Origin of the sequence: Halomarina ordinaria, from assembly GCF_030553305.1 — an archaeon.
Taxonomy (GTDB): Archaea; Halobacteriota; Halobacteria; order Halobacteriales; family Haloarculaceae; genus Halomarina; species Halomarina ordinaria.
Genome location: NZ_JARRAH010000001.1, coordinates 1,437,456 through 1,460,744 on the forward strand (window position 1 = coordinate 1,437,456; position 23,289 = coordinate 1,460,744).

27 protein-coding genes are annotated in these 23,289 nt (G+C 69.3%); 16 read left to right on the forward strand and 11 right to left on the reverse strand.

The annotated features are described in order from the left end of the window. Nucleotides 1-62: 62 nt before the first annotated feature. On the reverse strand, nucleotides 63-524 hold the full coding sequence (locus tag P1Y20_RS07855; RefSeq protein WP_304448106.1) for an MGMT family protein: 462 nt from the start codon (nucleotides 522-524) through the stop codon (nucleotides 63-65). Between the two features lie 48 nt (nucleotides 525-572). Then, nucleotides 573-1,214 carry an esterase/lipase family protein gene (locus tag P1Y20_RS07860; protein ID WP_304448107.1) on the reverse strand — a complete coding sequence of 214 codons (642 nt, stop codon included), beginning with the start codon at nucleotides 1,212-1,214 and terminating at the stop codon, nucleotides 573-575. Between the two features lie 85 nt (nucleotides 1,215-1,299). On the opposite strand from P1Y20_RS07860, the gene trpC reads away from it, so the two are divergent. The 4 genes from trpC to P1Y20_RS07880 are packed head-to-tail and all read left to right on the forward strand — an operon-like array spanning nucleotide 1,300 to nucleotide 4,984. Beyond that, complete coding sequence (gene trpC / locus P1Y20_RS07865) at nucleotides 1,300-2,088, forward strand: indole-3-glycerol phosphate synthase (protein WP_304448108.1); 789 nt, start codon at nucleotides 1,300-1,302, stop codon at nucleotides 2,086-2,088. Beyond that, a complete protein-coding gene (gene trpB / locus P1Y20_RS07870; protein ID WP_304448109.1) occupies nucleotides 2,085-3,323 on the forward strand; it encodes a tryptophan synthase subunit beta in 1,239 nt (412 codons plus the stop codon). The genes trpC and trpB overlap by 4 nt, the downstream gene beginning before the upstream one ends. Then, nucleotides 3,320-4,162, forward strand: a complete 843-nt coding sequence (gene trpA, locus P1Y20_RS07875) for a tryptophan synthase subunit alpha (RefSeq protein WP_304448110.1) — start codon at nucleotides 3,320-3,322, stop codon at nucleotides 4,160-4,162. Before trpB ends, trpA begins: the two co-directional genes overlap by 4 nt. A gap of 27 nt (nucleotides 4,163-4,189) precedes the next feature. After that, the gene (locus P1Y20_RS07880; RefSeq protein ID WP_304448111.1) at nucleotides 4,190-4,984 is read left to right on the forward strand and encodes a 2-amino-3,7-dideoxy-D-threo-hept-6-ulosonate synthase; all 795 of its coding nucleotides are present in this window, start codon (nucleotides 4,190-4,192) and stop codon (nucleotides 4,982-4,984) included. Between the two features lie 57 nt (nucleotides 4,985-5,041). On the opposite strand, the gene P1Y20_RS07885 is transcribed toward P1Y20_RS07880, so the two are convergent. Beyond that, nucleotides 5,042-5,707, reverse strand: coding sequence for an HAD family hydrolase (locus P1Y20_RS07885; RefSeq protein ID WP_304448112.1), 666 nt, complete (start codon nucleotides 5,705-5,707; stop codon nucleotides 5,042-5,044). A gap of 131 nt (nucleotides 5,708-5,838) precedes the next feature. Here P1Y20_RS07885 and P1Y20_RS07890 point away from each other — a divergent pair, with 131 nt between their 5' ends. The 3 genes from P1Y20_RS07890 (at nucleotide 5,839) to P1Y20_RS07900 (ending at nucleotide 8,273) form a co-directional block, all read left to right on the forward strand. Then, nucleotides 5,839-7,005: a 3-dehydroquinate synthase II gene (locus P1Y20_RS07890; protein WP_304448113.1), complete on the forward strand. Its 1,167-nt coding sequence runs from the start codon at nucleotides 5,839-5,841 to the stop codon at nucleotides 7,003-7,005. 145 nt (nucleotides 7,006-7,150) lie between these two features. Further along, nucleotides 7,151-7,831 carry a DsbA family protein gene (locus P1Y20_RS07895; RefSeq protein ID WP_304448114.1) on the forward strand — a complete coding sequence of 227 codons (681 nt, stop codon included), beginning with the start codon at nucleotides 7,151-7,153 and terminating at the stop codon, nucleotides 7,829-7,831. A 4-nt stretch (nucleotides 7,832-7,835) separates the two neighbouring features. Continuing rightward, nucleotides 7,836-8,273 (forward strand): disulfide bond formation protein B, encoded by a 438-nt coding sequence (locus P1Y20_RS07900; protein ID WP_304448115.1) that lies wholly within the window; start codon nucleotides 7,836-7,838, stop codon nucleotides 8,271-8,273. Here P1Y20_RS07900 and P1Y20_RS07905 read toward each other — a convergent pair. Then, nucleotides 8,228-9,031 carry an endonuclease III domain-containing protein gene (locus tag P1Y20_RS07905; RefSeq protein ID WP_304448116.1) on the reverse strand — a complete coding sequence of 268 codons (804 nt, stop codon included), beginning with the start codon at nucleotides 9,029-9,031 and terminating at the stop codon, nucleotides 8,228-8,230. The genes P1Y20_RS07900 and P1Y20_RS07905 overlap by 46 nt on opposite strands. A gap of 57 nt (nucleotides 9,032-9,088) precedes the next feature. Then, nucleotides 9,089-9,520, reverse strand: coding sequence for a DUF371 domain-containing protein (locus tag P1Y20_RS07910; RefSeq protein ID WP_304448117.1), 432 nt, complete (start codon nucleotides 9,518-9,520; stop codon nucleotides 9,089-9,091). Between the two features lie 332 nt (nucleotides 9,521-9,852). Between P1Y20_RS07910 and P1Y20_RS07915 the strand changes: the two genes are divergently transcribed. Continuing rightward, nucleotides 9,853-10,743 carry a coiled-coil protein gene (locus P1Y20_RS07915; RefSeq protein WP_304448118.1) on the forward strand — a complete coding sequence of 297 codons (891 nt, stop codon included), beginning with the start codon at nucleotides 9,853-9,855 and terminating at the stop codon, nucleotides 10,741-10,743. Nucleotides 10,744-10,913: 170 nt separating this feature from the next. Here P1Y20_RS07915 and P1Y20_RS07920 read toward each other — a convergent pair whose 3' ends face one another. Further along, complete coding sequence (locus P1Y20_RS07920) at nucleotides 10,914-12,188, reverse strand: amidohydrolase (protein ID WP_304448119.1); 1,275 nt, start codon at nucleotides 12,186-12,188, stop codon at nucleotides 10,914-10,916. Between the two features lie 105 nt (nucleotides 12,189-12,293). Here P1Y20_RS07920 and P1Y20_RS07925 point away from each other — a divergent pair, with 105 nt between their 5' ends. Further along, complete coding sequence (locus tag P1Y20_RS07925; RefSeq protein WP_304448120.1) at nucleotides 12,294-13,865, forward strand: Na+/H+ antiporter NhaC family protein; 1,572 nt, start codon at nucleotides 12,294-12,296, stop codon at nucleotides 13,863-13,865. Continuing rightward, nucleotides 13,862-14,122 carry a DUF7513 family protein gene (locus P1Y20_RS07930; RefSeq protein ID WP_304448121.1) on the forward strand — a complete coding sequence of 87 codons (261 nt, stop codon included), beginning with the start codon at nucleotides 13,862-13,864 and terminating at the stop codon, nucleotides 14,120-14,122. The genes P1Y20_RS07925 and P1Y20_RS07930 overlap by 4 nt, the downstream gene beginning before the upstream one ends. A 29-nt stretch (nucleotides 14,123-14,151) precedes the next feature. On the opposite strand, the gene P1Y20_RS07935 is transcribed toward P1Y20_RS07930, so the two are convergent. After that, nucleotides 14,152-14,475 (reverse strand): uS10/mL48 family ribosomal protein, encoded by a 324-nt coding sequence (locus P1Y20_RS07935; RefSeq protein ID WP_304448122.1) that lies wholly within the window; start codon nucleotides 14,473-14,475, stop codon nucleotides 14,152-14,154. Nucleotides 14,476-14,559: 84 nt separating this feature from the next. Here P1Y20_RS07935 and P1Y20_RS07940 point away from each other — a divergent pair, with 84 nt between their 5' ends. Next, entirely contained in the window at nucleotides 14,560-14,988 is a 429-nt protein-coding gene (locus tag P1Y20_RS07940) for a bis(5'-nucleosyl)-tetraphosphatase (RefSeq protein ID WP_304448123.1), read from the forward strand. Next, nucleotides 14,985-16,025 carry a DUF5787 family protein gene (locus P1Y20_RS07945; protein WP_368662164.1) on the forward strand — a complete coding sequence of 347 codons (1,041 nt, stop codon included), beginning with the start codon at nucleotides 14,985-14,987 and terminating at the stop codon, nucleotides 16,023-16,025. Before P1Y20_RS07940 ends, P1Y20_RS07945 begins: the two co-directional genes overlap by 4 nt. Here the strand turns inward: P1Y20_RS07945 and P1Y20_RS07950 are convergent, their stop codons facing one another. Together P1Y20_RS07950 and P1Y20_RS07955 are read right to left on the reverse strand one after the other, a co-directional pair. After that, a complete protein-coding gene (locus P1Y20_RS07950) occupies nucleotides 16,026-16,505 on the reverse strand; it encodes a DUF5797 family protein (protein WP_304448125.1) in 480 nt (159 codons plus the stop codon). A 307-nt stretch (nucleotides 16,506-16,812) separates the two neighbouring features. Continuing rightward, complete coding sequence (locus P1Y20_RS07955; RefSeq protein WP_304448126.1) at nucleotides 16,813-18,228, reverse strand: geranylgeranyl reductase family protein; 1,416 nt, start codon at nucleotides 18,226-18,228, stop codon at nucleotides 16,813-16,815. 109 nt (nucleotides 18,229-18,337) lie between these two features. Here P1Y20_RS07955 and P1Y20_RS07960 point away from each other — a divergent pair, with 109 nt between their 5' ends. Then, entirely contained in the window at nucleotides 18,338-18,664 is a 327-nt protein-coding gene (locus P1Y20_RS07960; RefSeq protein ID WP_304448127.1) for a 2Fe-2S iron-sulfur cluster-binding protein, read from the forward strand. Nucleotides 18,665-18,703: 39 nt separating this feature from the next. On the opposite strand, the gene P1Y20_RS07965 is transcribed toward P1Y20_RS07960, so the two are convergent. Then, nucleotides 18,704-19,741: an NAD(P)/FAD-dependent oxidoreductase gene (locus P1Y20_RS07965; RefSeq protein ID WP_304448128.1), complete on the reverse strand. Its 1,038-nt coding sequence runs from the start codon at nucleotides 19,739-19,741 to the stop codon at nucleotides 18,704-18,706. Between the two features lie 128 nt (nucleotides 19,742-19,869). Here P1Y20_RS07965 and P1Y20_RS07970 point away from each other — a divergent pair, with 128 nt between their 5' ends. From P1Y20_RS07970 to P1Y20_RS07980, 3 genes are all read left to right on the forward strand, one after another. Continuing rightward, nucleotides 19,870-20,214 carry a glutaredoxin family protein gene (locus P1Y20_RS07970; RefSeq protein WP_304448129.1) on the forward strand — a complete coding sequence of 115 codons (345 nt, stop codon included), beginning with the start codon at nucleotides 19,870-19,872 and terminating at the stop codon, nucleotides 20,212-20,214. Between the two features lie 117 nt (nucleotides 20,215-20,331). Beyond that, on the forward strand, nucleotides 20,332-20,937 hold the full coding sequence (locus tag P1Y20_RS07975; protein WP_304448130.1) for a DUF7110 family protein: 606 nt from the start codon (nucleotides 20,332-20,334) through the stop codon (nucleotides 20,935-20,937). Between the two features lie 123 nt (nucleotides 20,938-21,060). Then, the gene (locus P1Y20_RS07980; protein ID WP_304448131.1) at nucleotides 21,061-22,026 is read left to right on the forward strand and encodes a phosphoadenosine phosphosulfate reductase family protein; all 966 of its coding nucleotides are present in this window, start codon (nucleotides 21,061-21,063) and stop codon (nucleotides 22,024-22,026) included. Between the two features lie 213 nt (nucleotides 22,027-22,239). Here the strand turns inward: P1Y20_RS07980 and lipP1 are convergent, their stop codons facing one another. Next, complete coding sequence (gene lipP1, locus P1Y20_RS07985) at nucleotides 22,240-23,187, reverse strand: LipP1 family hormone-sensitive lipase (RefSeq protein ID WP_304448132.1); 948 nt, start codon at nucleotides 23,185-23,187, stop codon at nucleotides 22,240-22,242. Between the last annotated feature and the right edge of the window lie 102 nt (nucleotides 23,188-23,289).

A 23,289-nucleotide genomic window follows, 5' to 3' on the forward strand; every position in this document is an offset into this window, starting at 1 on the left:
ACCGGGCGGTCCGTCAAATCAGTCCCGACTGTCGTCGGGGCGCGACGCTCGTCCGAGGGGATTCACAGTCCCTCGAACGACCGGAGGCGCTGTTCGACCGCCGGCGGCGCGGCGCTCGGGCCGTCGCGTACCCGGTGGTCCGGCACCAGGATGGGTGTCGGGTTGCCGGCGAGGGCGTCGCGGACGACGGCGTGGTCGTCCTCGTCGTCGGCGTCGAGGCCGGGCGTCGAGCGCGCGAGGCGCTCGACGCTCACCTGCTCGCCGTAGGGGACGTCGCGCACCGCCTCCAGCACCTCCCTGTGGGCCGTCGGGACGGTCAGCGCGACGGTGACGTCGGCGAAGTCGTCGTGCGTCCCCTCGAGGTACGCCGCGATGCGGTCGAGGAGCGGGTGGTCCGCGGTGGCGCCGTCCTCGGGCGTTCCGGGGAACGAGACGGAGATGACGCGGCCGCTCGCGACGCCGAGCTGTACGAAACACTCGAGCGATTCGAACTCCCGCGCGTAGATGCCCGACTCGTCGTCCATGGTCCTGCGACGGCGGTCGACGGTATCAAAGTTCGCCCGACGGGTCGGTCAGAGGCGACCGACGTAGCGCTCGAACACCGTCCGGTCGGAGACGAGCGACATGTGGCCCGGGCCCGTCACGCGGACGTTGTCGACGTTCGAGGTCTCGAACGGGAGCGAGGCGCGCTCCCCGGGGCGGATGAGGCCGTCGTCGTCGCTCCAGACGGCGGTGTAGGAGACGCCCCGGGGCGGCTTCCGTCCGTTGAGTTCGGTGAGCAGGTCGCTGTCGGGGACCATCGCGCGTCCGCCGGGGGTGAACAGTTGCGTGTACGCGAGCGAGGTCCCCTGGTGGGGCGTCCCGAGCGTGACGAGGTCGTCGACGTTGCCCGCGCCGCCCTCGTGCTCGACGTACCAGCGCGCGCCGAGGCCGCCCATCGAGTGGGCGACGACGTCGACGCGACTGTCGAACCGGTCGCGCAGGCGTTCGATTCGTCGACCGATGGTGCGGGCGTACTGCCGGGGCGACCAGAGCGTCGTCCCCGGGATGGCGCCGAAACTCAGCGTCGAGATTCGCTCGCGGTCGTAGCCGGCCTCGCGGAAGTAGCGCTGGAGGGTCGACCACCACGGCGACCCGCCGGTGTCGCCGTAGCCGTGAACCAGCAGCACGGGCTCCTCGCCCGGGCTGGGCGTCGACCCGTCGCGTGACGTCATTGGACGACGTAGGTCACCGGGTGCGAAAAGTCCGCCGCCCCGTGACGCAAGCCTTATACCCAGACTAGTGCATTAGTGTACGATAATGGACAACGAACAGCCGCTCGCGCCCGCCGTCGAGTCCATCCTGGCGGCGGCGCGGGACCGGCCGGTCCCCGAGGGGCGGGTGTCGGTGACGCCGCGCTCGCTCCCCGACGCGCTCGCCGCCGCCGCGGCCGACGGGCGCGCGCCGGTCATCGCGGAGGTGAAGCCGACGAGTCCGACGACCGACGGCGCGAACGACGACGACCCCGTCGCGCTCGCGCGGGCGATGGTCGAGGGCGGGGCCGCCGCGCTGTCGGTGCTGACGGAACCGGAGCACTTCGGCGGGTCGGTCGGGACGCTCACCCGCGTCCGCGAGGCGGTCGAGGTGCCCGTCCTGCGCAAGGACTTCCTGCTCGCGCCCGAGCAGCTAGACGGCGTCGAGGCCGACGTGGTGTTGCTCATCGCGCGCTTCCTCGACGACCTGCCCGGGATGCTCGAGGCCGCCCGCGAACGCGGGTTCCAGGCGCTCGTCGAGGTCCACACCCGCGCGGAACTGCGCGAGGCGGTCGACGCGGGCGCCGACATCGTCGGCGTGAACAACCGCGACCTCGCCCGCCTGGAGGTCGACCTCGACACCTTCGAGAGGGTGGCGGCCGAAGCACCGGACGACGTGACGCTCGTCGCCGAGAGCGGCCTCTCGACGCCCGACGACGTCCGCCGGATGCGGGCGGCGGGGGCGGACGGTCTGCTCGTGGGCACCGCCATCATGGCGGGCGGCGTAGAACAGGTGACGGCGAACACGCGACGGCTGACCGAGGCGGAGACGACGGATACGGAGACCAACGAATGAGCACTGGAACGTTCGGACGGTACGGCGGGCAGTACGTCCCCGAGGCGCTGATGCCCGCGCTGGAAGAGCTGGAGGACGCCTACGAGCGGTACGTCCTCGAGAACGAAGACGGCTTCCTCGACGACTTCGAGGAGCGCATCCGCGACTTCGGCGGGCGGCCGACGCCGCTGCAGCACGCCGAGCAGTTGAGCGCGCGCTACGGGGCCGACGTCTACCTGAAGCGCGAGGACCTCCTCCACGGCGGGGCGCACAAGCTGAACAACGCGCTGGGGCAGGTGTTGCTGGCGAAGTACATGGGCAAAGAGCGCATCATCGCGGAGACGGGCGCGGGCCAGCACGGCACCGCGACGGCGATGGCCGCCGCCCACCTCGACATGCCCTGCGAGGTGTACATGGGGCGGCGCGACACCAACCGCCAGCGGCCGAACGTCTTCCGGATGCGCCTCAACGGCGCGACGGTCACCCCCGTCGACACGGGCCGGGGGACGCTGAAGGAGGCCATCAGCGAGACGATGCGCGACTGGGCGACGACGGTCGAGACGACCCACTACGTCATCGGGAGCGTCGTCGGTCCCCACCCGTTCCCGGCGATGGTCCGGGACTTCCAGTCGGTCATCTCGCGGGAGGCCCGCGCACAGATACAGGAACAGGCGGGCCGACTCCCCGCGAGCGTCGTCGCCTGCGCCGGCGGCGGGTCGAACACGATGGGCGCGTTCGCCGAGTTCGTCGACGACGAGGAAGTGGCGCTGTTCGCCGTCGAGGCCGGCGGCTCCTCCCTGCAGGTCGACGAGGCGGCGGGCGTCGCGCCGAACTCCGCGTCGCTCTCGACGGGCAGCGAGGGCGTCCTCCACGGCGCGCGGACGAAGCTCCTCCAGGACGGCGACGGGCAAATCGTCGAGTCCCACAGCGTCTCCTCGGGGCTTGACTACTCCGGCGTCGGCCCGGAACTCGCGTACCTCGTCGACGAGGGGCGGGTGACGCCCGTGAACGTCGACGACGACGACGCGCTCGCCGGCTTCCACCGCCTCTCGCAGGAGGAGGGCGTCATCCCGGCGCTGGAGACGGCCCACGCCGTCGCGTGGCTGGAGGACGCGACGCCCGAGCAACTGGGCGACTGCGTCGTCCTCACGGTCTCCGGGCGCGGCGACAAGGACCTCGAATCGGTCATCGAGGAGACCGCGAAGCGCGACGTGCCGAACGCGCCCGAGATGGACGTCTTCGGAGGGGGGCTATGAGCCGCATCCCCGAGGCGTTCGCCGACGGCCCCGCGTTCGTCCCCTACCTCGCGGCGGGCGACCCGTCCTACGAGGCGAGCGTCGAGTACGTCGAGGCGCTCGAACGCGGCGGTGCCGACCTCGTCGAACTCGGCCTCCCCTTCTCGGAACCCATCGCTGAGGGGCCGACCATCCAGGAGGCCGTCGTCCGCGCGCTCGAAGGTGGCATGACGCCGACGCGCTTCTTCGAGTTCGTCGAGGACCTCGACGTGTCCGTCCCGCTCGTCTGCATGACGTACTACAACCTCATCTACCAGTTCGGTCGGCGTGAGACTGGCGAACCGGGCCCGGAGCCGTTCGTCCGCCGGGCCGCCGAGGTGGGCATCGACGGGTTCGTCGTGCCGGACCTCCCCGCCGAGGAGGCGGGCCCCCTCCGGGCGGCGTGCGACGAACACGACTGCGACCTCGTGTTCATCGTCGCGCCGACGACCCGCGGCGAGCGCCTGGAGCGCATCATGGAACAGGTGTCGGGCTACGTCTACGTGCAGGCGCGTCTGGGCGTCACCGGCGCGCGTGCCGACGTCTCCGACCAGACCGCGGAGAGCCTCTCGCGGCTCTCGCGGTGGGACGTCCCGAAGGCCGTCGGGTTCGGCATCTCCTCGGGCGAGAACGCCCGCGACGTGGTCGCCGCCGGCGCCGACGGCGTCATCGTCGGGAGCGCGCTGGTCGACATCGTCGCCGAGGGCGTCGAGGAGGACGCCGACGCGACGACGGTCGCGGAGCGCCTGGAGGCGACGGCCCGCGAACTGAAGGAGGGTGCGCTGGCGGGCGAAAACGTGACGGGACCGGAACGGACTTGAACCGACCTGACAGAGAGTGACATACCAATGAACGCAGGAACACGAACGCGACTCGACCGCATCGGGACCGACGGGCGCTACCTCGTCGTCCCGATGGACCACGGCATAACACTGGGGGCCGTCCGCGGCCTCAAGGACATCGAATCCACCATCGACGCGGTGACGCGCGGCGGTGCAGACAGCGTCCTCACGCAGAAGGGTATCGCCCCCCGGGTCCACCCGAACAAGAACGGGAAGGGCTACATCGTCCACCTCAACGGCTCGACGGTCATCGGCCCCGACTCCGACGACAAACGCATGACCAGCACCGTCGAGGAGGCGGTCCGCGCGGGCGCCGACGCCGTCTCCGTCCACCTCAACGTCGGGTCGAACCACGAGCCCCGCCAGATAGAGGACCTCGCGCGCGTCACCGACGCCGCCTCCCGTCTCGGGATACCGGTGCTGGCGATGACCTACGCCCGCGGCCCGGGCATCGACGGCCACGACCCGGAGTCGCTCGGCCACGCCGTCCGCCTCGGCGAGGAACTCGGCGCCGACCTCATCAAGACGGCCTACAGCGGCGACGCCGAGAGCTTCGAGCACGTCGTCGAGTCCACCCGCCTGCCGGTCGTCATCGCGGGCGGTGCCCCCGAGGGCGACCACGCGACGCTCGCCGCCGTCCGCGGCGCGATGGACGCCGGCGGCGCCGGGGTATCGATGGGACGCTCCATCTTCCAGCACGACGACCCCGAGGCCATCACGCGCGCCGTCGCCGCCGTCGTCCACGACGACGCGAGCGCCGACGAGGCGCTCGACCTGGCCGGGCTGTCGGTCGAAGTCTGAACTGCGAACCGGCGTCTCTCACACTACTGCCGGCGAGCGCGAGCCGTCGCGCTCGCCTCAGAGCACGTCGTGGAGGTCAGCGAGCGTGTCGAGCGTGTAGTCGGGGGTGGGGTCCGGGTCCCGCGTGTAGTCGGCGGTGGCGGGGAACCAGGCGACGGGCATCCCGACGCGGCGCGCGCCGGCGACGTCCGCGCGAAGCGAGTTGCCGACGTAGAGGGCGTCCCCGGGGCTGGTGTCGAGCGCCGACAGCGCGCGCTCGAAGGGGTAGGCGTTCGGTTTGAGGCCGTACTCGGGCGTGGCGAACACGCTGACGTCGAAGGCGTCGGCGATGTCGAGCGCCGCGAGCTTCCGGGACTGGACCTCGCGCCCGCCGTTGGTGACGAGGCCGACGTCGTAGCCCGCGAGGCCCGAGAGGGCGGCCGCCGCCCCGGCGCGGAAGCGGACGTCCGTGTGGTCGTGGACGGCCTCGTAGGCGCGGGCGACGCGGGTGGCGGTCAGGGAGTCGGCCGCCGTCCCCTCGGCGGCCGCGGCGAAGAGGCTGGCGTAGAACTCCCGGTCCGTCTCCACGGGGTCGAGGGTCGGCAGCGCCGCCCGGAGGTCGGTCGGCGTGCAGTAGGGGTCGACGCCGGCGCGGTCGAAGGCGGCGGTGAGGCGGGCCTGCGGGGACCGGCGATACTCACAGAGGGTGTCGTCCAGGTCGAACAGGACGGTGCTGACAGTCACTTGCCCTCTCTAACTAACGGCGCCGAATAAGCTTTCTCTGCGGTGTGTGGGCTCGGGGCACGGTCGGAGGAGCGTGTCGGTGACCACGACGTTCCACCACGTTCAATAGCGCCCCCATCTACCGCCCGCTCATGACACGCGCCGTCTGGCTGAAAGCGGACGACGAGGTGGGCGACTGGGACGCACGACGACGACGCATCACGGCGGGCCTCGAGGCGGGGGTCGACTGGGTGCTCGTCGACCGCGAGGACGTCGACCGGGTGCGCGAACTGGGGCAGGTGAACGTCGCGGCCTTCGCGGGCGACGACGTCCACGTCCTCGACGCCGAGCCGACCGTCGAGGGCGAACCCGACGCCGTCGTCGTCGGGAAGGGCACCGAGGGGGACGGCACCGTCGACCTCCCCAACGACTTCTCGGGGTCGGCGGACCTCACCACCCTCCGGCGGAACAACGGCGCGGCCGACGGGGCGTACGTCCGCATCCTGGACGAGGGGTACGAGGCGTTCGCCGAGGCGGCGGCCGCCGACGCCGACTACACCATCGTCGTCGGCGAGGACTGGACCATCATTCCCCTCGAGAACCTCATCGCACGCATCGGCGACGAGACGACGCTCGTCGCGGGCGTCACCAGCGCGGAGGAGGCCCGAACGGCCTTCGAGACGCTCGAACACGGCGCCGACGCCGTCCTCCTCGACACCGACGACCCCGACGAGATACGCCGGACGGCGGAGCTCCGCGACGCGGGGACGCGCGAGCGCCTCGACCTCCAGTGGGCGACCGTCCGCACCGTCGAACAGACCGGGAGCGCGGACCGCGTCTGCGTCGACACGGGCAGCCTCTTCGACCACGACGAGGGGATGCTCGTCGGGAGCATGTCCCGCGGGCTGTTCTTCGTCCACGCCGAGACCGCCGACTCGCCGTACGTCGCCTCCCGGCCCTTCCGCGTCAACGCGGGGGCCGTCCACGCCTACGCCCGGACGCCCGACGGTAAGACGAAGTACCTCGCCGAACTGAAGAGCGGCGACGAGGTGCAGGTGGTCGACACCGAGGGCAACACCCGCGAGGCCATCGTCGGGCGCTCGAAGATAGAGCGCCGTCCCATGTTCCGCGTGCAGGCCGAACTCGAGGGCGACGTCGTCGAGACGCTCCTGCAGAACGCGGAGACCATCAAGGTCGCCACCAGCGAGGGCCGGAAGGCCGTCACCGACCTCGAGGAGGGCGACGAGGTGCTCGTCTACTACGAGTCGACCGCCCGTCACTTCGGCGAGGAGGTCGAGGAGACCATCATCGAACAGTAGGACGCCGACGGACGTCGGCCGGCGCGAGAGACCGGAAGACCGCCCGTTCGGGCGCCTTGAGAGCCATCAGGTCGCAGACGGCGTGGTGCCACGGGCACCGAGTCAACCACAACGTTCATTCACGCTTACCTGATAGGTACTGCCGATGACCCTCTCTCGACGGCGGTTTCTCGCCGCGGCCGGCGCGACGGGCGCTGTGGGACTGGCGGGCTGTCTCGGCTCCAGCGAGGAGATGCCCGACGGTCCCGTGACGCAGGTGTCGGTCCCCGACTCGCCGGGCGACTACACCTACGCGACGATGGGAACCGGCGAGGAGCCGCTGGTGACCTACATCGGCAACTGGAAGTGTCCGTTCTGTGCGGCGTTCAGCGAGAACTACCTCCGCGACATCGTCTCGAACTACGTCGAACCGGGCGACCTGAGCCTCGAGTACCGCGACTGGCCCGGCCTCATCAGCGAGGACGACGTCAACGCCGTCCACGCCGGCCTCGCGGTGTGGGAGGTCGACCCCGAGACGTACTGGACCTACCACGAGTACGTGATGGTGAACCAGCCGAGCGAGTCGGAGTCGTGGACGACGGCCGACCGCCTCGCCGGCTTCGCCGAGAGCGCGGGCGTCTCCGACCCCGACGCCGTCAGGCAGGCCGTCGAGGAGGAGGCCTACCAGGAGGAGGTTCAGGCGAACCAGCAGTACGTCCAGGAGACCGGCGCGGGCGGGACGCCCGCGATGGTCATCGACGGCTCGTCCTACCAGGCCATCGGCGACCGCGAGGGGAACGCCAACCCCGACGTCGAGGAGGCGCTCACGGCGCTCGTCGAGGAGTGAGGCGATGCGCACGCGCATCTGGCTGCTCGCGGGGACGCTGTTCGCCCTGACGGCGACGGCCGGGAGCCTCTTCTTCAGCCTCGGTCTCGGCCTCTACCCCTGTGACCTCTGCTGGTATCAGCGCATCCTCATGTACCCGCTGGTGCCGATACTGGGCGTGGCGGCCTACGAGGAGCGCGTCGGGGTCTACCGGACGGCGCTCCCGCTCGCCGTCGCCGGCCTCGCGCTCGCCACCTACCACTCCTACATCCAGCGCGCCGGGACCGACGGCTTCTGCTCGGTGGGCGGGTCCTGCGCGACCATCCAGTGGACGTCGCCGATTCTGGACCTCACCATCCCCAACCTCTCGCTGGTCGGCTTCGCGCTCGTGACGCTAACGCTCGTCGGGATGGTCCGTCAGGCGGCGTCGGCGGGGTCCTCCACCTCACCCGTCTCCGGGTAGACGCCCACCTGCTCGCAGTGGTCGGCCATCGGGCACGCCTCGGGGTCCTCCAGACAGGCCGGGTTGCGAGCCGTGCAGAACTCCCGCCCGAACTGGATGGTCGCGGTGTGGCCGAAGCCGCACTTCTCGGCGGGGACCTGTTCCTCCAGCACCGCCCGCACCTCCTCGTGGTCGGCGTCGGGCGGCGCGATGCCCATCCGCCGGAAGATTCGGTGGACGTGCGTGTCCACCGGAAAGACGCCGTCGCGCCCGGCGGCGAACAGGAGGACGCAGTCGGCCGTCTTCGGCCCGACCCCGTTCATGTCGAGCAGCGTCTCGCGGACGGCGTCGTACTCGCCGGTCCGGACGTACTCGTCGAAGCCCTCCCGTCCGCCGTACGCCTCGACGACGCGTTCGGCGACCCGGGTGATGACCTCAGACTTCTGGTTGTAGAGCCCCGCAGAGGAGATGGTCTCGGCGAGTTCGTCACGGTCCGCGTCCGCGAGCGCACGGGCGAGGTCCGCGTCCTCGCCGCCGTATTTCGCCATCAGGTCGTCGTGTGCCGGCTGACTCGCCTTGTCGCTCGTGTTCTGGCTCAGGATGGTGCGGACGAGACACTCGAAGGCGTCCTGTCCGCCGTAGGTCTTCCGCCAGTAGCGCGCACCGAGGCGGTCCACGACGGCCTCCGCGCGCGCCGTCCCGTCACCCGACTGGAACTCGGAGAACCGGCCGCCGCCCGCCGTCCCGCCGCTGATGTTCTCCGCGGGTTCGTCGTCCATACCCGCGGTAGGTCCGGTCGGAGGAAAGGTCCGACGGTCGGGGACGAGGTCGGACGCTCACGCCACCCGGAGCGTCACCGTCAGGTCCGCCCCCGCCGCCAGCGCGCTCACGAGGTCCCGGTCCAGGTCGGCAGCGGCGCCCTCGGCGCCGACCACCACCGTCCGGTCGTCGACGTGGTCGCTCGTCCGGACGACCATGCTCCGGTCACCGTCGAAGGTGAGGTCGGGGTGGCCCCTGCCGCGGACGGTCTGCTCGTGGCCGTCGGCTTCGAGCGTGACCGAGAGGGTCGCCGCCGAATCGCGGCACGCCTCGACGAACGCCTCGTCGAAGTCGGCAGGGACGCGGTCGGCCTCGACGCCGACGATGCAGTCGCCGGCGGGCGTCAGCCAGTCGTCGCTGGTCACCTCGAATGTGCTGGCGTGCTCGGCAGAAACGTGTTCGTGCCCGCGTGCGCGGACGACCTCCTCGGACGCCTCGGACTCGCTCATGCCCGTCGGTCGAGTCGGGGGGCACTTGAGGGGGTCGTTCCGCGCCCATCGTCGGTTATCGCGCCGTCGATAGTGAAGTAATTTATATGCCCTACGGTGGCGTGTGAAGCCGTAACGAGGGGTGTCTGGGCCGCTCGCGGACGTTTCGGGGTTCGTGAATTGGGCAAGGCTTAAGTATCGCCTACTGGTAACAACAGATACCAGAACGCCTCCGGCGTTACGGGTGTACCGAACGGCGACCAGAATGATAGGAGACCCTGATTATCGACCGGTTGCTGACCCCGTGAGAGCCTGTTCCGTCGGAGCCGGTAATGGACAGTAGCGAACTAACCATGGCAGAGACTATCGACGAATCCAAGAACGTAGAACTCACCGACGAGGACCTCGAATCCAACTCCAAAGGCCAGCTCATCAAGCGCGCCGGTCAACTGCGAGACCGACGCAACGAGCTCAACCAGATGGCCTCGGAGCGTGCCTCGAAGCGCGACGAACTCAACGCCAAGACCCGCGAGAAGGTCGACGAGGCACAGGAGCACCGCGAGCAGCGCGACGAACTCAACGAGCAGGTCCAGGAACACAAACAGAAGCGAAACGAGCTCAACGCGAAGGCCAACGAGCTGTTCTCGCAGGTCGACGACACCAAGTCCGACCTCGACCTCGACGACGGCAAGAGCCTCGAGGAGCTCAAAGAGGAGATCGAACAGCTCGAGTTCCGCCAGCAGACGGAGGTCCTGAGCACGGAAGACGAGCGCGAGCTCATCGAGAAGATCGAGCGCAAGCGCGACCAGTACCAGGACCGAAAGGAGAAACTCGACGACAACGGCGACCTCGACGACCTGAAGCAGGAGGCCCAGGAGGTCCGCGCCGAGGCGTCGAAGCACCACCAGAAGGTGACGGAACTGGCCGACCAGGCCCAGGAGCACCACAACCAGATGATCGAGGCCTACCGCGAGGCCGACGACATCCGCGACGACGCCGACGCCGCCCACGAGCGGTTCGTCGAGGCCCAGGAGGCCGCCGACCGTCACCACGAGGACTTCGTCCGCGTCCAGAAGCGCCTACGCGAACTCGACAAGGAGGAGGAGCGCGAGCGCAAGGACGAGCGCGCCGCCAAGCGCGAGGAGGCCAAGGCCGAGGCCGAGGAGATCTACCAGAAGTTCAAGGAAGGCGAGACCCTCGACACCGAGGACCTCATGAAACTCCAGAAGTCCGGCCTGCTCTGACCTAACCGTTCTCGCGGGGTCTTACACCCCTCTACGTTCGTTCGTACGCACGACCAGTGGCGACGACGTCTTCGGTACCTCGAACCGACCCGAGAGCGACGGGACCGGGAGTACCGGACCACGCCACGTCACACGGACCACACCAGACCACACGACACCGCGACCCACACCTACGGGTGCGAGGCGGCCAGTTCGAGGACGGCACCGGTCAGGACGTCGACCCCGATGGTGAGGGAGTCCTCGTCCACGTCGAACGTCGCGGTGTGGTGGCCGCCGGGGTGGTCGGTGCCGATGCCGACGTACGCGGCCTTCCCACCGCGGTCCTGGACGCGCCGCATGAGGTAGGTGGCGTCCTCGCTCCCCCCGAGGTCGTCGGTCCGGAGGACGGAGTCGACGCCCGACACGTCGTGGGCGAGTGCCTCGACCACGTCGACGAGTTCGTCGTCGCTGACGGCGCTCGGTGCCTCCCCCTCGACGTCGACGGTCACCTCGCAGTCGTGCATGGCGGCGGCCGACTCGAGCGTGGCGACGGCGCGCTCGACCATGTAGTCCTTCAGTTCGGTCGTCTCGCCGCGGACCTCGCCCGCGACGCGGGCGGACTCGGGGACGATGTTCGTCGCACTTCCCCCCTCGACGATGCCCGCGTTGACGCGGGTGACGCCGTCCTGGTGTCGCGGGATGGCGTAGAGGTTCTGGACGGCCGTCGCGAGCGCCTGCACCGCGTTGCGCCCGTCGCCGGGGTTCGCGCCGGCGTGGGCGGGTTCCCCGGTGAACTCGGCGTCGAAGTGCTGGACGGCGAGGAAGCCGTCGATACCCGCGACCACCTCGCCGGTCGGGTGGTCGAGGCCGACGTGGACCGAGAGGAAGTAGTCGCAGTCGTCGAGGTGGCCGGACTCGGCAACGGCCTTCCCGCCGCCGATGACCTCCTCGGCGGGCTGGAAGACGACCTTCAGCGTCCCCGAGAAGTCGCTCTCCTTCACGCGCTCGATGACGCCGAGTCCGTAGGTGATGTGGGCGTCGTGGCCGCAGGCGTGCATGGCGCCGGTCTCGGCGCGGAAGCCCGCGTTCGTCGGGTAGTGGTCCTCGCTCCGGGACTCCTCGCGGGGGAGGGCGTCGATGTCGACCCGGAGGCCGATCGTCGGGCCCTCGCCCCGTTCGAGGACGGCGAGCGCGCCGGTGTAGCCCCCCTCGGTCTTCGCGAGGACGTCCTCGCGGGCGCCGGCGGCGCGGGCCCGCTCGAACCACGCCTCGATATCGGTGTCGTCGGGGACGCCCATGCGCTCGCCCTCGGCGAGGACCTCCCGGCCGACGAGGAGGTCGTCGACGCCGATGGCCTCGAGTTCGTCGACGATGCGCGAGGTAGTCCAGAACTCGCGCCAGGCGGGTTCGGGGTGACGATGGAGGTCGCGGCGCAGCGAGACGAGTCGGTCGCGTGTGACAGACATACTCGCCCGTGGGTCGGGAGGGGTTAAGTGCGTGCCCCTGCGGGGCGCGAACACGGTGTACAGCCTTTATGTACACCGGCGATACCATATGGACCGTGAGATAGAATGGCAACAGACCCGGAATCGGCAGACATCGGCGACGAACTGCGCGAGGGGAGCGAGGCCCGGGAGGGACCCCGAATCCAGTTCTACGGCGGCCCCCTGATGAGCGCGCTCCCCATCGCGTTCTTCATCGTCTGGGCCGTCTTCCAGAGCGGCCTGCTGGGTATCGGTGACACGACCGGTCTCGTCGTCGGGATGCTCATCGGCCTCATCCTCGGGATGTTCTTCGTCCGGGGGTCGTGGCGAGACTACGCGAACACCATCTTCGAGGGGATGACCCGCCGGGTCGCGGCGACGGCCATCGTCGCGTGGCTGTGGGCGGGCATGTTCGCGCAGGTACTCCAGGACGGCGGGTTCGTCGACGGCCTCGTCTGGGCCGCCGACGCAGCGAGTATCGGTGCGGCGCTGTTCCCCGCCGTCACGTTCGTGTTGGCGGCGCTGCTCGCCACCGGCATCGGGACGGGGTACGGGACGACGGTGGCCTTCTCGGGGCTGTTCTTCCCGGCGGGCCTCCTCCTCGGCGCGAACCCCGTCCTCCTGTTCGGTGCCATCCTCTCGGGGGCGGTGTTCGGCGACAACCTCGCACCCGTCAGCGACACCACCATCGTCAGCGCGGTGACGCAGGACTCCGACATCGGCGGGGTCGTCGCATCGCGGTTCAAGTACGCCATCGCGGCCGCCATCATGGCGTTCGCCGCCTACCTCGTCGCCGGGAGCGTCATGCCCGGTATCGACGTCGGCGGGGACAGCGCACAGTTGCTGGCGGAGAACAGCAACCCGCTCGGCCTCGTCCACCTGCTGTCCATCGCCGTCGTGCTCGTGACGGCCATCGCCGGCCGGCACATCGTCGAGGCCATCTCGTGGGGTATCGTCACGGCCGTCGTCGTCAACCTCCTGCTGGGGCTGGCACCCATCGACTCGGTACTGGTGTTCAACGCCAGCGAGAACGGCGCGCTCGCCCAGGAACTGGCGTGGCTCCCGTTCGTCGAGGTGATGGCGGCCGACGCCGACACGGTCAACACCGTCGGCGGCAGCCTCTACGACGGTGCGTTCGGCTTCTTCCCGCTCATCGTGCTCACGCTGCTCATCGTCTCGGGGGCGCAGATAATGATTCGCGGGGGCGGCTTCGAGGCCATCCAGGACTGGCTGCTCAACCGCGTGGCCACCTCCGTCCGGCGGACCGAACTGACGATGGTCCTCGGGACGGCGATGGTCAACGCGATGATCACCATCAACACCGCCGCCGAGATCGCCATCGCGCCGTACATCGCGCGCCTCGGCGAGCGGTTCAACATCAACGGCTACCGGCGGGCGAACATCCTCGACGCCAACACCTCGGCGCTCGGCTACATCTTCCCGTGGGCCGGGGGCGTCCTCGTCGGCTACGTCACCATCACGCAACTGCCCGGCGAGTACGACTGGTTCACGCAGGCGATGGTCGTCAACCCCGTCGAGGTGTGGCCGTTCGTCTTCCACGGCTGGCTGCTCGTCGGCGTGTTCCTCTTCGCGGCCCTCACCGGCTACGGCCGCGAGTACGTCACCGACCGCGAGAGCGGGGAGGTGGCCCGCGTATGAGCGTCGGTTCGTACCTCCGGGGGCTCTTCCGGACGTCGACGCCGGCGTTCGAGGAGGGACAGGAGCTGTCGGTGTTCGTCACCGGCTACCGGGACGGGACGGCCGTCGCCCGCATCGGCGACACCGTCATCCGCGTGCCGGACGCGCCGAACGGGGCGCTCGACAAACGCGTCCTCGTCCGGGTCACCGAGTTCGACGCCGGGGACTCGACCGGGCGGGCGGAGTATCTCGAGACGGTCGGCGAGAGCGCGTTCTGACCGGACGAGCGCGCTCGCTCACGTCTTCTTCAGCGCCCGGCGTTGGTGACCTGTTCGACCTCGACTTCGACGTGGACGTCGTCGGGGAACTCGCGCTGGGAGGCCTGGCGGGCGAAGCCGTCGTGGCCGACGATGCGGACGGTCCGCTTGTAGACGGTGTACTCCCAGGGGTCGAAGGAGTCGCCGTCGTCGAGGCGTTTCGACAGCGGGACGCGATAGTCCGCCGGCGGTGCGGGGTGTGGCCCCTTCAACTCGGCGCCCTTTCGCTCGGCGGTGGTCTTGATGTCGCCGACGACGTCCTCGAGGACGTGACGGTTCCCGCTGGTGAGGGTGAGGGTGGTGACGAACGTCATACCCGCTCGGTGGCACGCGAGCGGCAAAAACGCACCCATCCGGATGGCGATATTCTCTTAAGCGACGACACAGTAGTGAGCGCCATGATAGAGGCCACGAGTTCAGGAGCGATCCTGTTCCGCGATACGCGTGGCCGTCGCGAGTACCTCCTCCTCAAGAGCCGCACGGGGGACTGGGAGTTCCCCAAGGGCGGCGTGGAGGGGAAAGAGGAGCTTCAGCAGACGGCCATCCGGGAGATAGCAGAGGAGGCCGGTATCGAGGACATCCGACTCATCGACGGCTTCAGAGAGGACTACGACTACATCTTCGAGGCGAACGGGAACACCATCCACAAGACGGTCCACCTGTTCATCGCGAAGTCCTTCGAGGCGAGCGCCGAGCTCTCGACGGAACACCGCGACCTGCAGTGGCGCGACTACGAACAGGCGGTCAACACCATCACGCAGGACGGCCCCCGTGACATCCTGAAGGAGGCCCACGAGTTCCTCGACAACGGCGGCCTCGACGGCTGACCGTGTCGGCTCGGGAGTTCACGTTCGAACTCCGGGTCTGCCAGTGGGCCGAGCGCAACTGGCCCCCCGGGGACGACCCCGGAGCGGGCACCACCAGCCTCGTCGCCCGGCAACTCGGCACCCGGGGGCGTCGCTGGGACACGCTCGTCCTTGAGTGCGACCGCGACGCCCTCGCCGCCAGAGGCGTCTTCGGTCCCGAGCGCCTGAGCAGCGACCTCCTGCACGTCGTCCGTCACGCGCCCCGCGAGTGGGCGTACTACCGCGAGGCGCTCCCCGACCCCGGTTACCCCTGGCGCTACGTCCGCGAGGCGGTCCACGAGGCCGACAGTCGGGGTATCGTCGAGACGCGCCGGCGCGGCGGGCGCATCGAGTGTCGCCGCAGGTGGTTCTACCCCGACTGGTGCGAGCGCATCGTCGCCATCGAGAACAAACCCGACCTGGACGCCAGCGCCGCGCGGGCGCTCGCCGACCAGCTGGAGCGGGACGTGGCGCTCGGCCTGGCCGACGAGGTGTGGGTGGCGACGCGCGCGACCGGCGAAGGGGTGGAACCGGCGCTGCTCGAACGCCTCCCGGTCGAGGCGGGTATCCTCACCGTCGGTGAGGAGGGCGTCTCGGTAGCGTGGCACCCCCGTACCCTCGCCGTCTCGGAACCGGGGACGCGCATCCTCGACCGGCCGTCCGGGGGGCCGGGCGACCGCTCGGCCGCCCGCTTCGAGTACGTCGACCCGGCGTGGAAGCGCGCGAAGCGCCGCGAGATAGCCGAGCGCGCCTACGAGCGCGGGTGGCGCTCGTACGTCGATACCATGCGTCCGGACTGTCGGTACTTCGAGTTGCGCCGCGACGGGGGGGACGTCCTCCCGTGGTGCGCGGCGAAGGGGCGCAGTCAGACCGCCCGGGAGTGTTCGGGGCGGTGTCCCGAGTTCGAACCCGAACCGCCCGCCTGGCGGACCCGCGGGTGGCCGATAACGGGCGGCCCGGGGAAGGGGTTCAGACGCCTGCTGGACCGCCAGCGCGCGCGCGAGCGGCGCGTCGACTAGTCACGAGTCGTCGATGGATTCGACGGCGAGTTCCGACCGGGGGACCGCGAGCCGGAAGGTCGGGACGGTCTGTCGGACCATCTCGACGACGCCCTTGTCCTGGAGGCTCCGCAGGCCGGAGCGCACGTCGTCGACGTCCGCCGCCTCGACGCCCGCGTCGCGGACCTTGTGGAGGACGGAGACGACGCTCTCGGGGTCGTCGTCGGGACCGGCGAGGACCTCGGTGATGCGCACCTGAAGGTCGGGAACGCGGATGGCCTCGTCGCTCGGGTCGAGGCCGAGCAGTTCGGAGGCCTCCGCCGTCGCGCGGATGAGGCTGTTCTCGTCGCGGAAGTAGTACTCCTTCAGTTCCGATTCGAGGTATCGGTGGACCTCGCTGCCGCTCTCCATCTCCCAGCGGTCCTGTAGCTCGCCGTTCTTCGTCGGCTGGAGGTCGACGACGTCGCGTAGCCTCTCTTTCGCCTGCTCAGAGAGTGTCACTGCGCGACCGTACGGACAGGGGGTACATCGTCGTTGCGACTTTCGGACACTCGGCACGGAGGGGGAACGAGGTCGGACGCGTCCGACGAAGGCGGATGCGACCGGCGCACCGAATCGGGCGTGGCCGCCCCGCCGAAAGCCATCGGTCGATTGCACGTCTCGGGAGTCGTTCCGTGCTACGAACTGGACCGCGAGCGACCGGCGGGAGCGAGCGGACCGACGAACCCCCGAAGGGGGTGAGGAGGGTTTTCGTCCAGGTTTTGCCAGGGAGCGGCCGGAGGCCGCTCCCGCAGCAACACGTGGGGGTTCAGTACTTCGCCTCGGCGTCGATGGTCGCGTAGATGTCGTCCATGATGCGGTCGCGCTTGACCCGCCAGAGAGGGAAGCCCTCGGGGCTGTCTGGGTAGCGCTCGTAGTGGCGCAGGAGGCGGTCGGCGAGGCGCTTCGTCCGGTAGAGGTCGACGAGGGTGTCCCAGTGGCCGCGGGACTTCCAGAGCGTCCGGACGGCGAGGCCGGGACCGACGCCGGCGGTGCCGGAGTAGAGCGCCTCGGAGAGTTCCTCGCCCGGGAGCGCCGCGAGCAGGCCCATCAGGTCGTCGAGGTCGTACGCCGTCGAGAAGATGTTGTAGACGTCGAGGGCGGCGTAGCGCCCGCCGTAGTGGTCCATGACGCGGCTGTTGTACCGCCAGAGCGTCTCCTCGCTCGGGTCGCCGGTCTCGAGCGCCTCGATGACCTGCTCGCCGGCGTACTTCCCGGCGTAGGCGGCCCCCGCGATGCCCCCGCCGGTGGTGGGGTTGACGTGGGCGGCGGCGTCACCGACGGCGACGAACCCCGGCGCGACCGCCGAGTCGTACGTGCGACGGGTGGGCAGCGCCGCCCCGAGTTTGTCGAGGACGCGCGCGTTCTCGAACTCCGGGCGGTTCTGCAGGTCCTCGCGGAGGTCCTGGACCAGTTTCATCGGCTGTTCGTTCATCTGGAAGCCGAGGCCGACGTTGATCTCCGTGGGCGTCCGCGGGAAGTACCAGAGGTAGCCGGCGGCGCGTTTCGTGGGCTTGAACACGAGGGCGTCGTGCCACTCGACGGGCTCGTCGACCTCGACGATTTCGCGGTAGGCCGAGGCGAACTGCGAGTAGCGGACGTTCGTGTCGAACGTCGCGTGGCCGAAGTCGGCCTTGTCCTGGAGGAGCGAGAGCGCGCCCGCCCCGTCGACGACGACGTCGCCCTCGTAGGTGACGGGGTCGCCCTTCCGGATGGCGGAGACGCCGGTCACCCGGCCGTCGCCGCGCTGGTGGACGTCCTTCACGACCGTGTCGTAGTGGAACTCGACGCCGGTACGCTCGGCACCCTCGATGATGCGTCGCCCGTACTCGTAGCGGTCGATGACGGCGAGTTCGCCGGGGACGGGGATGTCGAGGACGGCGTTCTCGGCCGGTATCTCGAAGCGCCCGTGGTCGACCACCGTGTTGGTGAACGCCGACTCTATCTGCGACTTCGGGATGACGTCGGGGAAGTTCGCCGCCCCCTTGAGCGCGTCGCCGCAGGCGATGTGGCCGGCCTCCTCCGCGGTCTTGCGTTCGAGGACGACGACGTCGTACCCGGCCCTGGCGACGGTCGCCGCGGCGTAGCACCCCCCGGTCCCCGCGCCGACGACGACGACGTCGTGCGTCCGCGTCCGACCGCCGGACGCACCCGACGCGTCGTCGTCGCGCTCGTGTGTGCTCATGCCTGTTGCTCCAATCGCCGCGTGAAAACCTTTGTCGAATTATCCGTTGTCGCAGTGAGGACACGTTCCACCAAGAAGAGTTTAGTCCCGCATCGTCCAATCGCCGTCCATGACCGAGTACACCGTCGAGTTCGTGGGGACCGGCGAGAGCATCACCGTCTCGGACAAGCAGACCATCCTCAGTCGCTGTATCGAGGAGGGCATCGCCCAGGAGTACTCCTGTCGCGTCGGGATGTGTCTGGCCTGCTCGGCGGAGATACTCGAGGGGGAGGTCGAACAGCCCGTCGCGGTGGCCCGCGGCCTCACCGAGGAGGAGGCGGAACGCTACGCGCTGACGTGCATGGCCCGGCCCGCCTCCGACCTCCGCCTCGACCGCGGGAAGTACCCGCCGAGCATCGAGGACGAGACGGCGGACGCCGCGAGCGCGGACGACTGAGGGGAACCCGTCGAGGCGACGCCGTTCGACGACGCCGACTCAGTCGTCGGCCGCCGTCGGTGCGTCGACGGCGCCCTCGTGGTGCTTGCGGGCGTGTTCGCGCAGGCGCTCGGAGACGCCGGGGACCTCCTCGGCCGAGACGGGGCCCGCGTCGCGAATCTCGTCGAGCGAGCGGGGGAACTGTCGCAGCGAGTAGTGGAGCGCGATGCCGGCTTTCGCCCCCTCGCCCATGGCGACGGGAATCTGGTTGTGGCCGGGCGTGAGGTCGCCGACGGCGAAGACGCCGTCGACGCTGGTGCGGCCGTGGTCGTCGACGGCGACGGTACCGTCGTCGTTCAGGTCACAGCCGAGCGACTCGGCGAGGCCGTTGTTGTAGTCCGAGCCGTACATCGGGAAGCCGCCCTTGTACTCCCGGCGGGTGCCGTCCTCGAACTCGAAGGCTTCGAGCCAGCCGTCCTCGCCCTTCTCCATGCCCGTGACGTCTTCCTCGACGACGTCGACGGGGTGGGCGCGCAGGCGCTCGTCGGTCTCGTCGCTCCACTCCGGTTCCGCCCCGCGGGTGAGGAGGTCCACCTCGGGCGTGAAGTTGAGCATGATCATGGCGACCTGGGCGGCGCTCTCGCCGGTACCCATCACGAAGACGGGTTCGTCGACGAACATGTAGGCGTCGCAGTGGAGACACCAGTGCAGGCCGCGGCCCGTCCGGGGGAGCGGCGGGTCCGGACGCACGTCCGAGAAGCCCGTGGCGAGGACGACGTGGTCGGCGACGAGTTCGACGTCGGTGCCGACGACGAGGAAGCGGCCGTCGTCCGTGCGCTCGACGTCGGTGACGAGGTCGCGGTGCAGGTCGGCGCCGTAGGACCGGACCTGCTCGGTCGCCGTCTGGAGGAACTCGTTGCCGGAGACGGACTCGGGGACGCCGATGACGTTGTGCGTGTCGAGCATCATCGCGGCGCGGCCGCCGCCGCGGTTGACGACGACGGTGTCGTGACCGAGTCGGGTCGCGTACAGCGCGGCGGTGAGGCCGGCGGGGCCCCCGCCGACGACTGCCACCTGGTACTCCGGGATGTCTGACATGGACGTCGCTTGGAAGGGTACGCACATAATCGTCCGGTCGCGTGTGCGCTGCGTCCGCCCGGTCGGGAAGGGAACCGAGACGACCGCTCGACGAAACACGTTTGCCCGGCGACCCGACTAGAGAGTGTATGACGTTCGACCCCAACCCCGAACTGAGCGAGGCGGAAGTGAGCGAGCGCGTCGACACGGCCATCGCCGAGAACGACGTCGTCCTGTTCATGAAGGGGACGCCGCTGATGCCCCAGTGTGGCTACTCGCGGCGGGCCGTCGGCCTCATCCGCCAGCACCGTGAGGACGTCGCCACCGTGGACGTGCTGGAGGCGCTCGACGCCTACCGCGCCGCGCTGAAGGAGCACAGCGGCTGGGAGACCATCCCCCAGACGTACGTCGAGGGGGAGTTCGTCGGCGGGAGCGACGTCCTCGCGGAACTCGACGAACGGGGGGAACTCGAGGCGACGCTGTCCGGGAAATAGCCACACGTGTGAGCGAGTGACAAAAAGGGCAGAAAATATAAGCTACAAGTCCCTAGAGGGAGGTGACCAGTTCCGGTCGCGGGGACGCAGCAGCCCCAGTTAGCGCATGCTAAGCCCATGACCAGCCACGTATACACTCTTCACTCGACCCTCGAACTGCCACTCGAAGACGTCTATGATTACTTCGAGGATGCCACCCTCCCCGTCGAAATCGCGGACGTAGAGATAACGCGCCGAAACAACACGCTCATCGTGAGTGCCGTCTCGGCCGAGAACAACATCAGCAAGTACACCCCGACGGCGCAGTTGAAAGCGAGCGTCACCGAGAACCGTGTCTACCTCGACGAGGAGGAAGACGAGGAGAGCGGTCCGTTCGGCGGCGGCCCGTCGGGAGCACCACAGTGGGCCGCCTTCGGCCAGCAGCAGGAAGAGGAGATGGAACGACCCTCGGAGCTCGTGGAGTACGCCTGCTTCAAGGGGGACCGAGAGACCGTCCTGCAGAACACCGCCCTCCAGTACCCGATGTTCGAGGTCCTCTGTGACCTCGCCACCGAGTGCGAGAAGGGAACGCTCACCGCCATCACCGCCCGCGACGGCGAACTGCGCGCGACGCGCATCGTCGACGGGGAAGAGCGCGCCGCGACGCTGAAGGTCGTCGAGGACCCGCGCGAGGCCCCCAACGGGAACGGTATCAACTGGCGCGACAACAAGTTCATCAGCTAACGCGTCCGCTGTCCTCCCCTAACGCTTCGACCGTGAGCCGCGGCCACACGCCTCGTACACACCAGCGAGCCCTTCCGAGGCCACAAGCGGTAAGTGGCTGGTAATAATATCTAATTAGCACACATGGCAGACTTCCCGGAGTACCTCGACGTGGACTACGCGGACGGCGAGGGCGAGTCCCCCGAGGACTACCCCGAACTGGAAGACAAGATAGAGAAGGCCATCGAGGTCACGAAGGTCGGCCTCGAGGAGTACGAGAACCCCGCCATCATGTGGACCGGTGGGAAGGACTCGACGCTCACGCTCTACTTCGTGAAGGAGGTCGCGGAGCAGTACGACATCGAACTGCCGCCGACCATCTTCATCGACCACTTCCAGCACTTCGACGAACTCATCGACTTCGTCGAGCACTGGGCCGACGAGTGGGACCTGGAGGTCGTCTTCGCGCGCAACGAGGACGTCGGCGAGTACGTCGACGAGAACGGCCTCACCCCGGGCGACGACATCCCCGTCGACGAACTCAACGACCAGAACCAGCACCACGTGCGGAACATGCTCGAGTACGACGAGGAGACGTTCCCGTTCCTGCTCGACACCTACGTGGGGAACCACCTCCTCAAGACCGTCGCGCTGAACAACGCGCTCGAGGAGTACGACGTCGACGGCATCTTCTCGGGCATCCGCTGGGACGAGCAGGACGCCCGCGCCGAAGAGACGTTCTTCAGCCCGCGTCACGACCCCGAGATCTACCCGCCCCACGACCGCATCCAGCCCATCCTCCAGTTCGAGGAGCGCGCCGTCTGGGACGCCTTCTGGAACTTCGTCGTCCCCGAGTCGGTCGAGGACTACCCCGCCGGGTACGTCCCCGAGAGCTACGACGACCTGCCGAACGACCTCAGCCACGAGGACATCCCGGTCTCGCCGAAGTACTTCGCCGGCTTCCGTTCGCTGGGCAGCGAGGTCTCGACGGACAAGAGCGCCGAGGAACCCGCCTGGCTGCAGGACCTCGAAGGCACGACCGAGCGCGCGGGCCGCGCCCAGGACAAGGAGGACCTGATGGCGCGCCTGCGCGACCTCGGTTACATGTAGACCCACGTTTTACCGCGCTCGCTCGTTGCACTCGCTCGCTGGTAAAACCTGGACGAAAACCCTCCCTCACCCGTGAGAGCCGCCGGCTCTCACGGGTGAGGTCGGTCCGCTCGCTCGCGTGCGCACGCGGCACGCTCGCTCACGGGACAGAAAGGAGGGACGGCCTTCTCGAAACACGGAACGTCCGTCAGCGATAGCGCCGACCTCCGCCAACTACGGCGAGTCGAACGCGTCGCGCAGGTCGTCCGCGATGTGCGCGACCGCCTCGTGGGCGCGGTCGATACCGTCGGCGCCGAGGTTCGTCGCGAAGCCGTGAATCATGTCCTCGTAGTTCTCGTAGCGGACCGCGACGCCGTCGGCGACCAGTCGCTCGGCGTACGCCTTCCCGCCGTCACGTAACGGGTCGAACCCCGCCGTGACGACCGTCGCGGGAGCCACCCCGCCGAGGTCCCCCGCGTTGATGGGGTCGGCGTAGGGGTTGCGCAGGTGGACGTCGCTGCCGTAGTAGCACTCGCGGAACCACTCGAGGTCCTCCTCGTGGAGGACGATACCCGTGTGCGCCTGCGCCGACGGGTGGTCCTCGTCGAGGCCGACGCCGGGGTAGACGAGCACCTGATAGTCGACGGCGGGGCCGTCACGCTCCGCGGCCATCAGCGAGACGACGGCCGCGAGCGCGCCGCCCGCGCTGTCGCCGACGACCGCCAACTGGCCGGTCGAGTCGAGGGCGCCGGGGTGCGCGGCGGCCCACTCGGTCGCCGCGTAGGCGTCCTCGACGGCCGCCGGGAAGGGGTGCTCGGGCGCGAGGCGGTAGTCGACCGCCACGACGACGCAGCCGCTCTCGCGAACGAGGTGTCGACAGAGCAGGTCGTGGCTCTCGAGGCCACCGAAGACGAACCCGCCGCCGTGGAAGAAGACGACCGTCGGAAACGGTCCCGTCCCGTCGGGGCGGTAGATCCGCACCGGGAGGGACCCCGCGGGACCGGGAACCGTCCGGTCCTCTGTCGCCCCGACGGCCGGGGGGTTCCGGTTCTGAAACCAGTCGGTCACGCGCATCAGCAGTCGGAGACGTCGGACGCCGTGCTTTCGGAGGGGGTACAACCGGAGCCGTTCCTGTCGGTCGAGGACGGCTCTCGCCTGCGGGTGAATCTCGGGGGCTTCCACGCAGGACTGTTCCGTTCGTCGAGATATAAACCCCCCACGGTCGGCGAGCGACGAGGGTTTGTGCCGCGTGTTCACACCTCCGCCGCAAGGTAGATAGCCGCG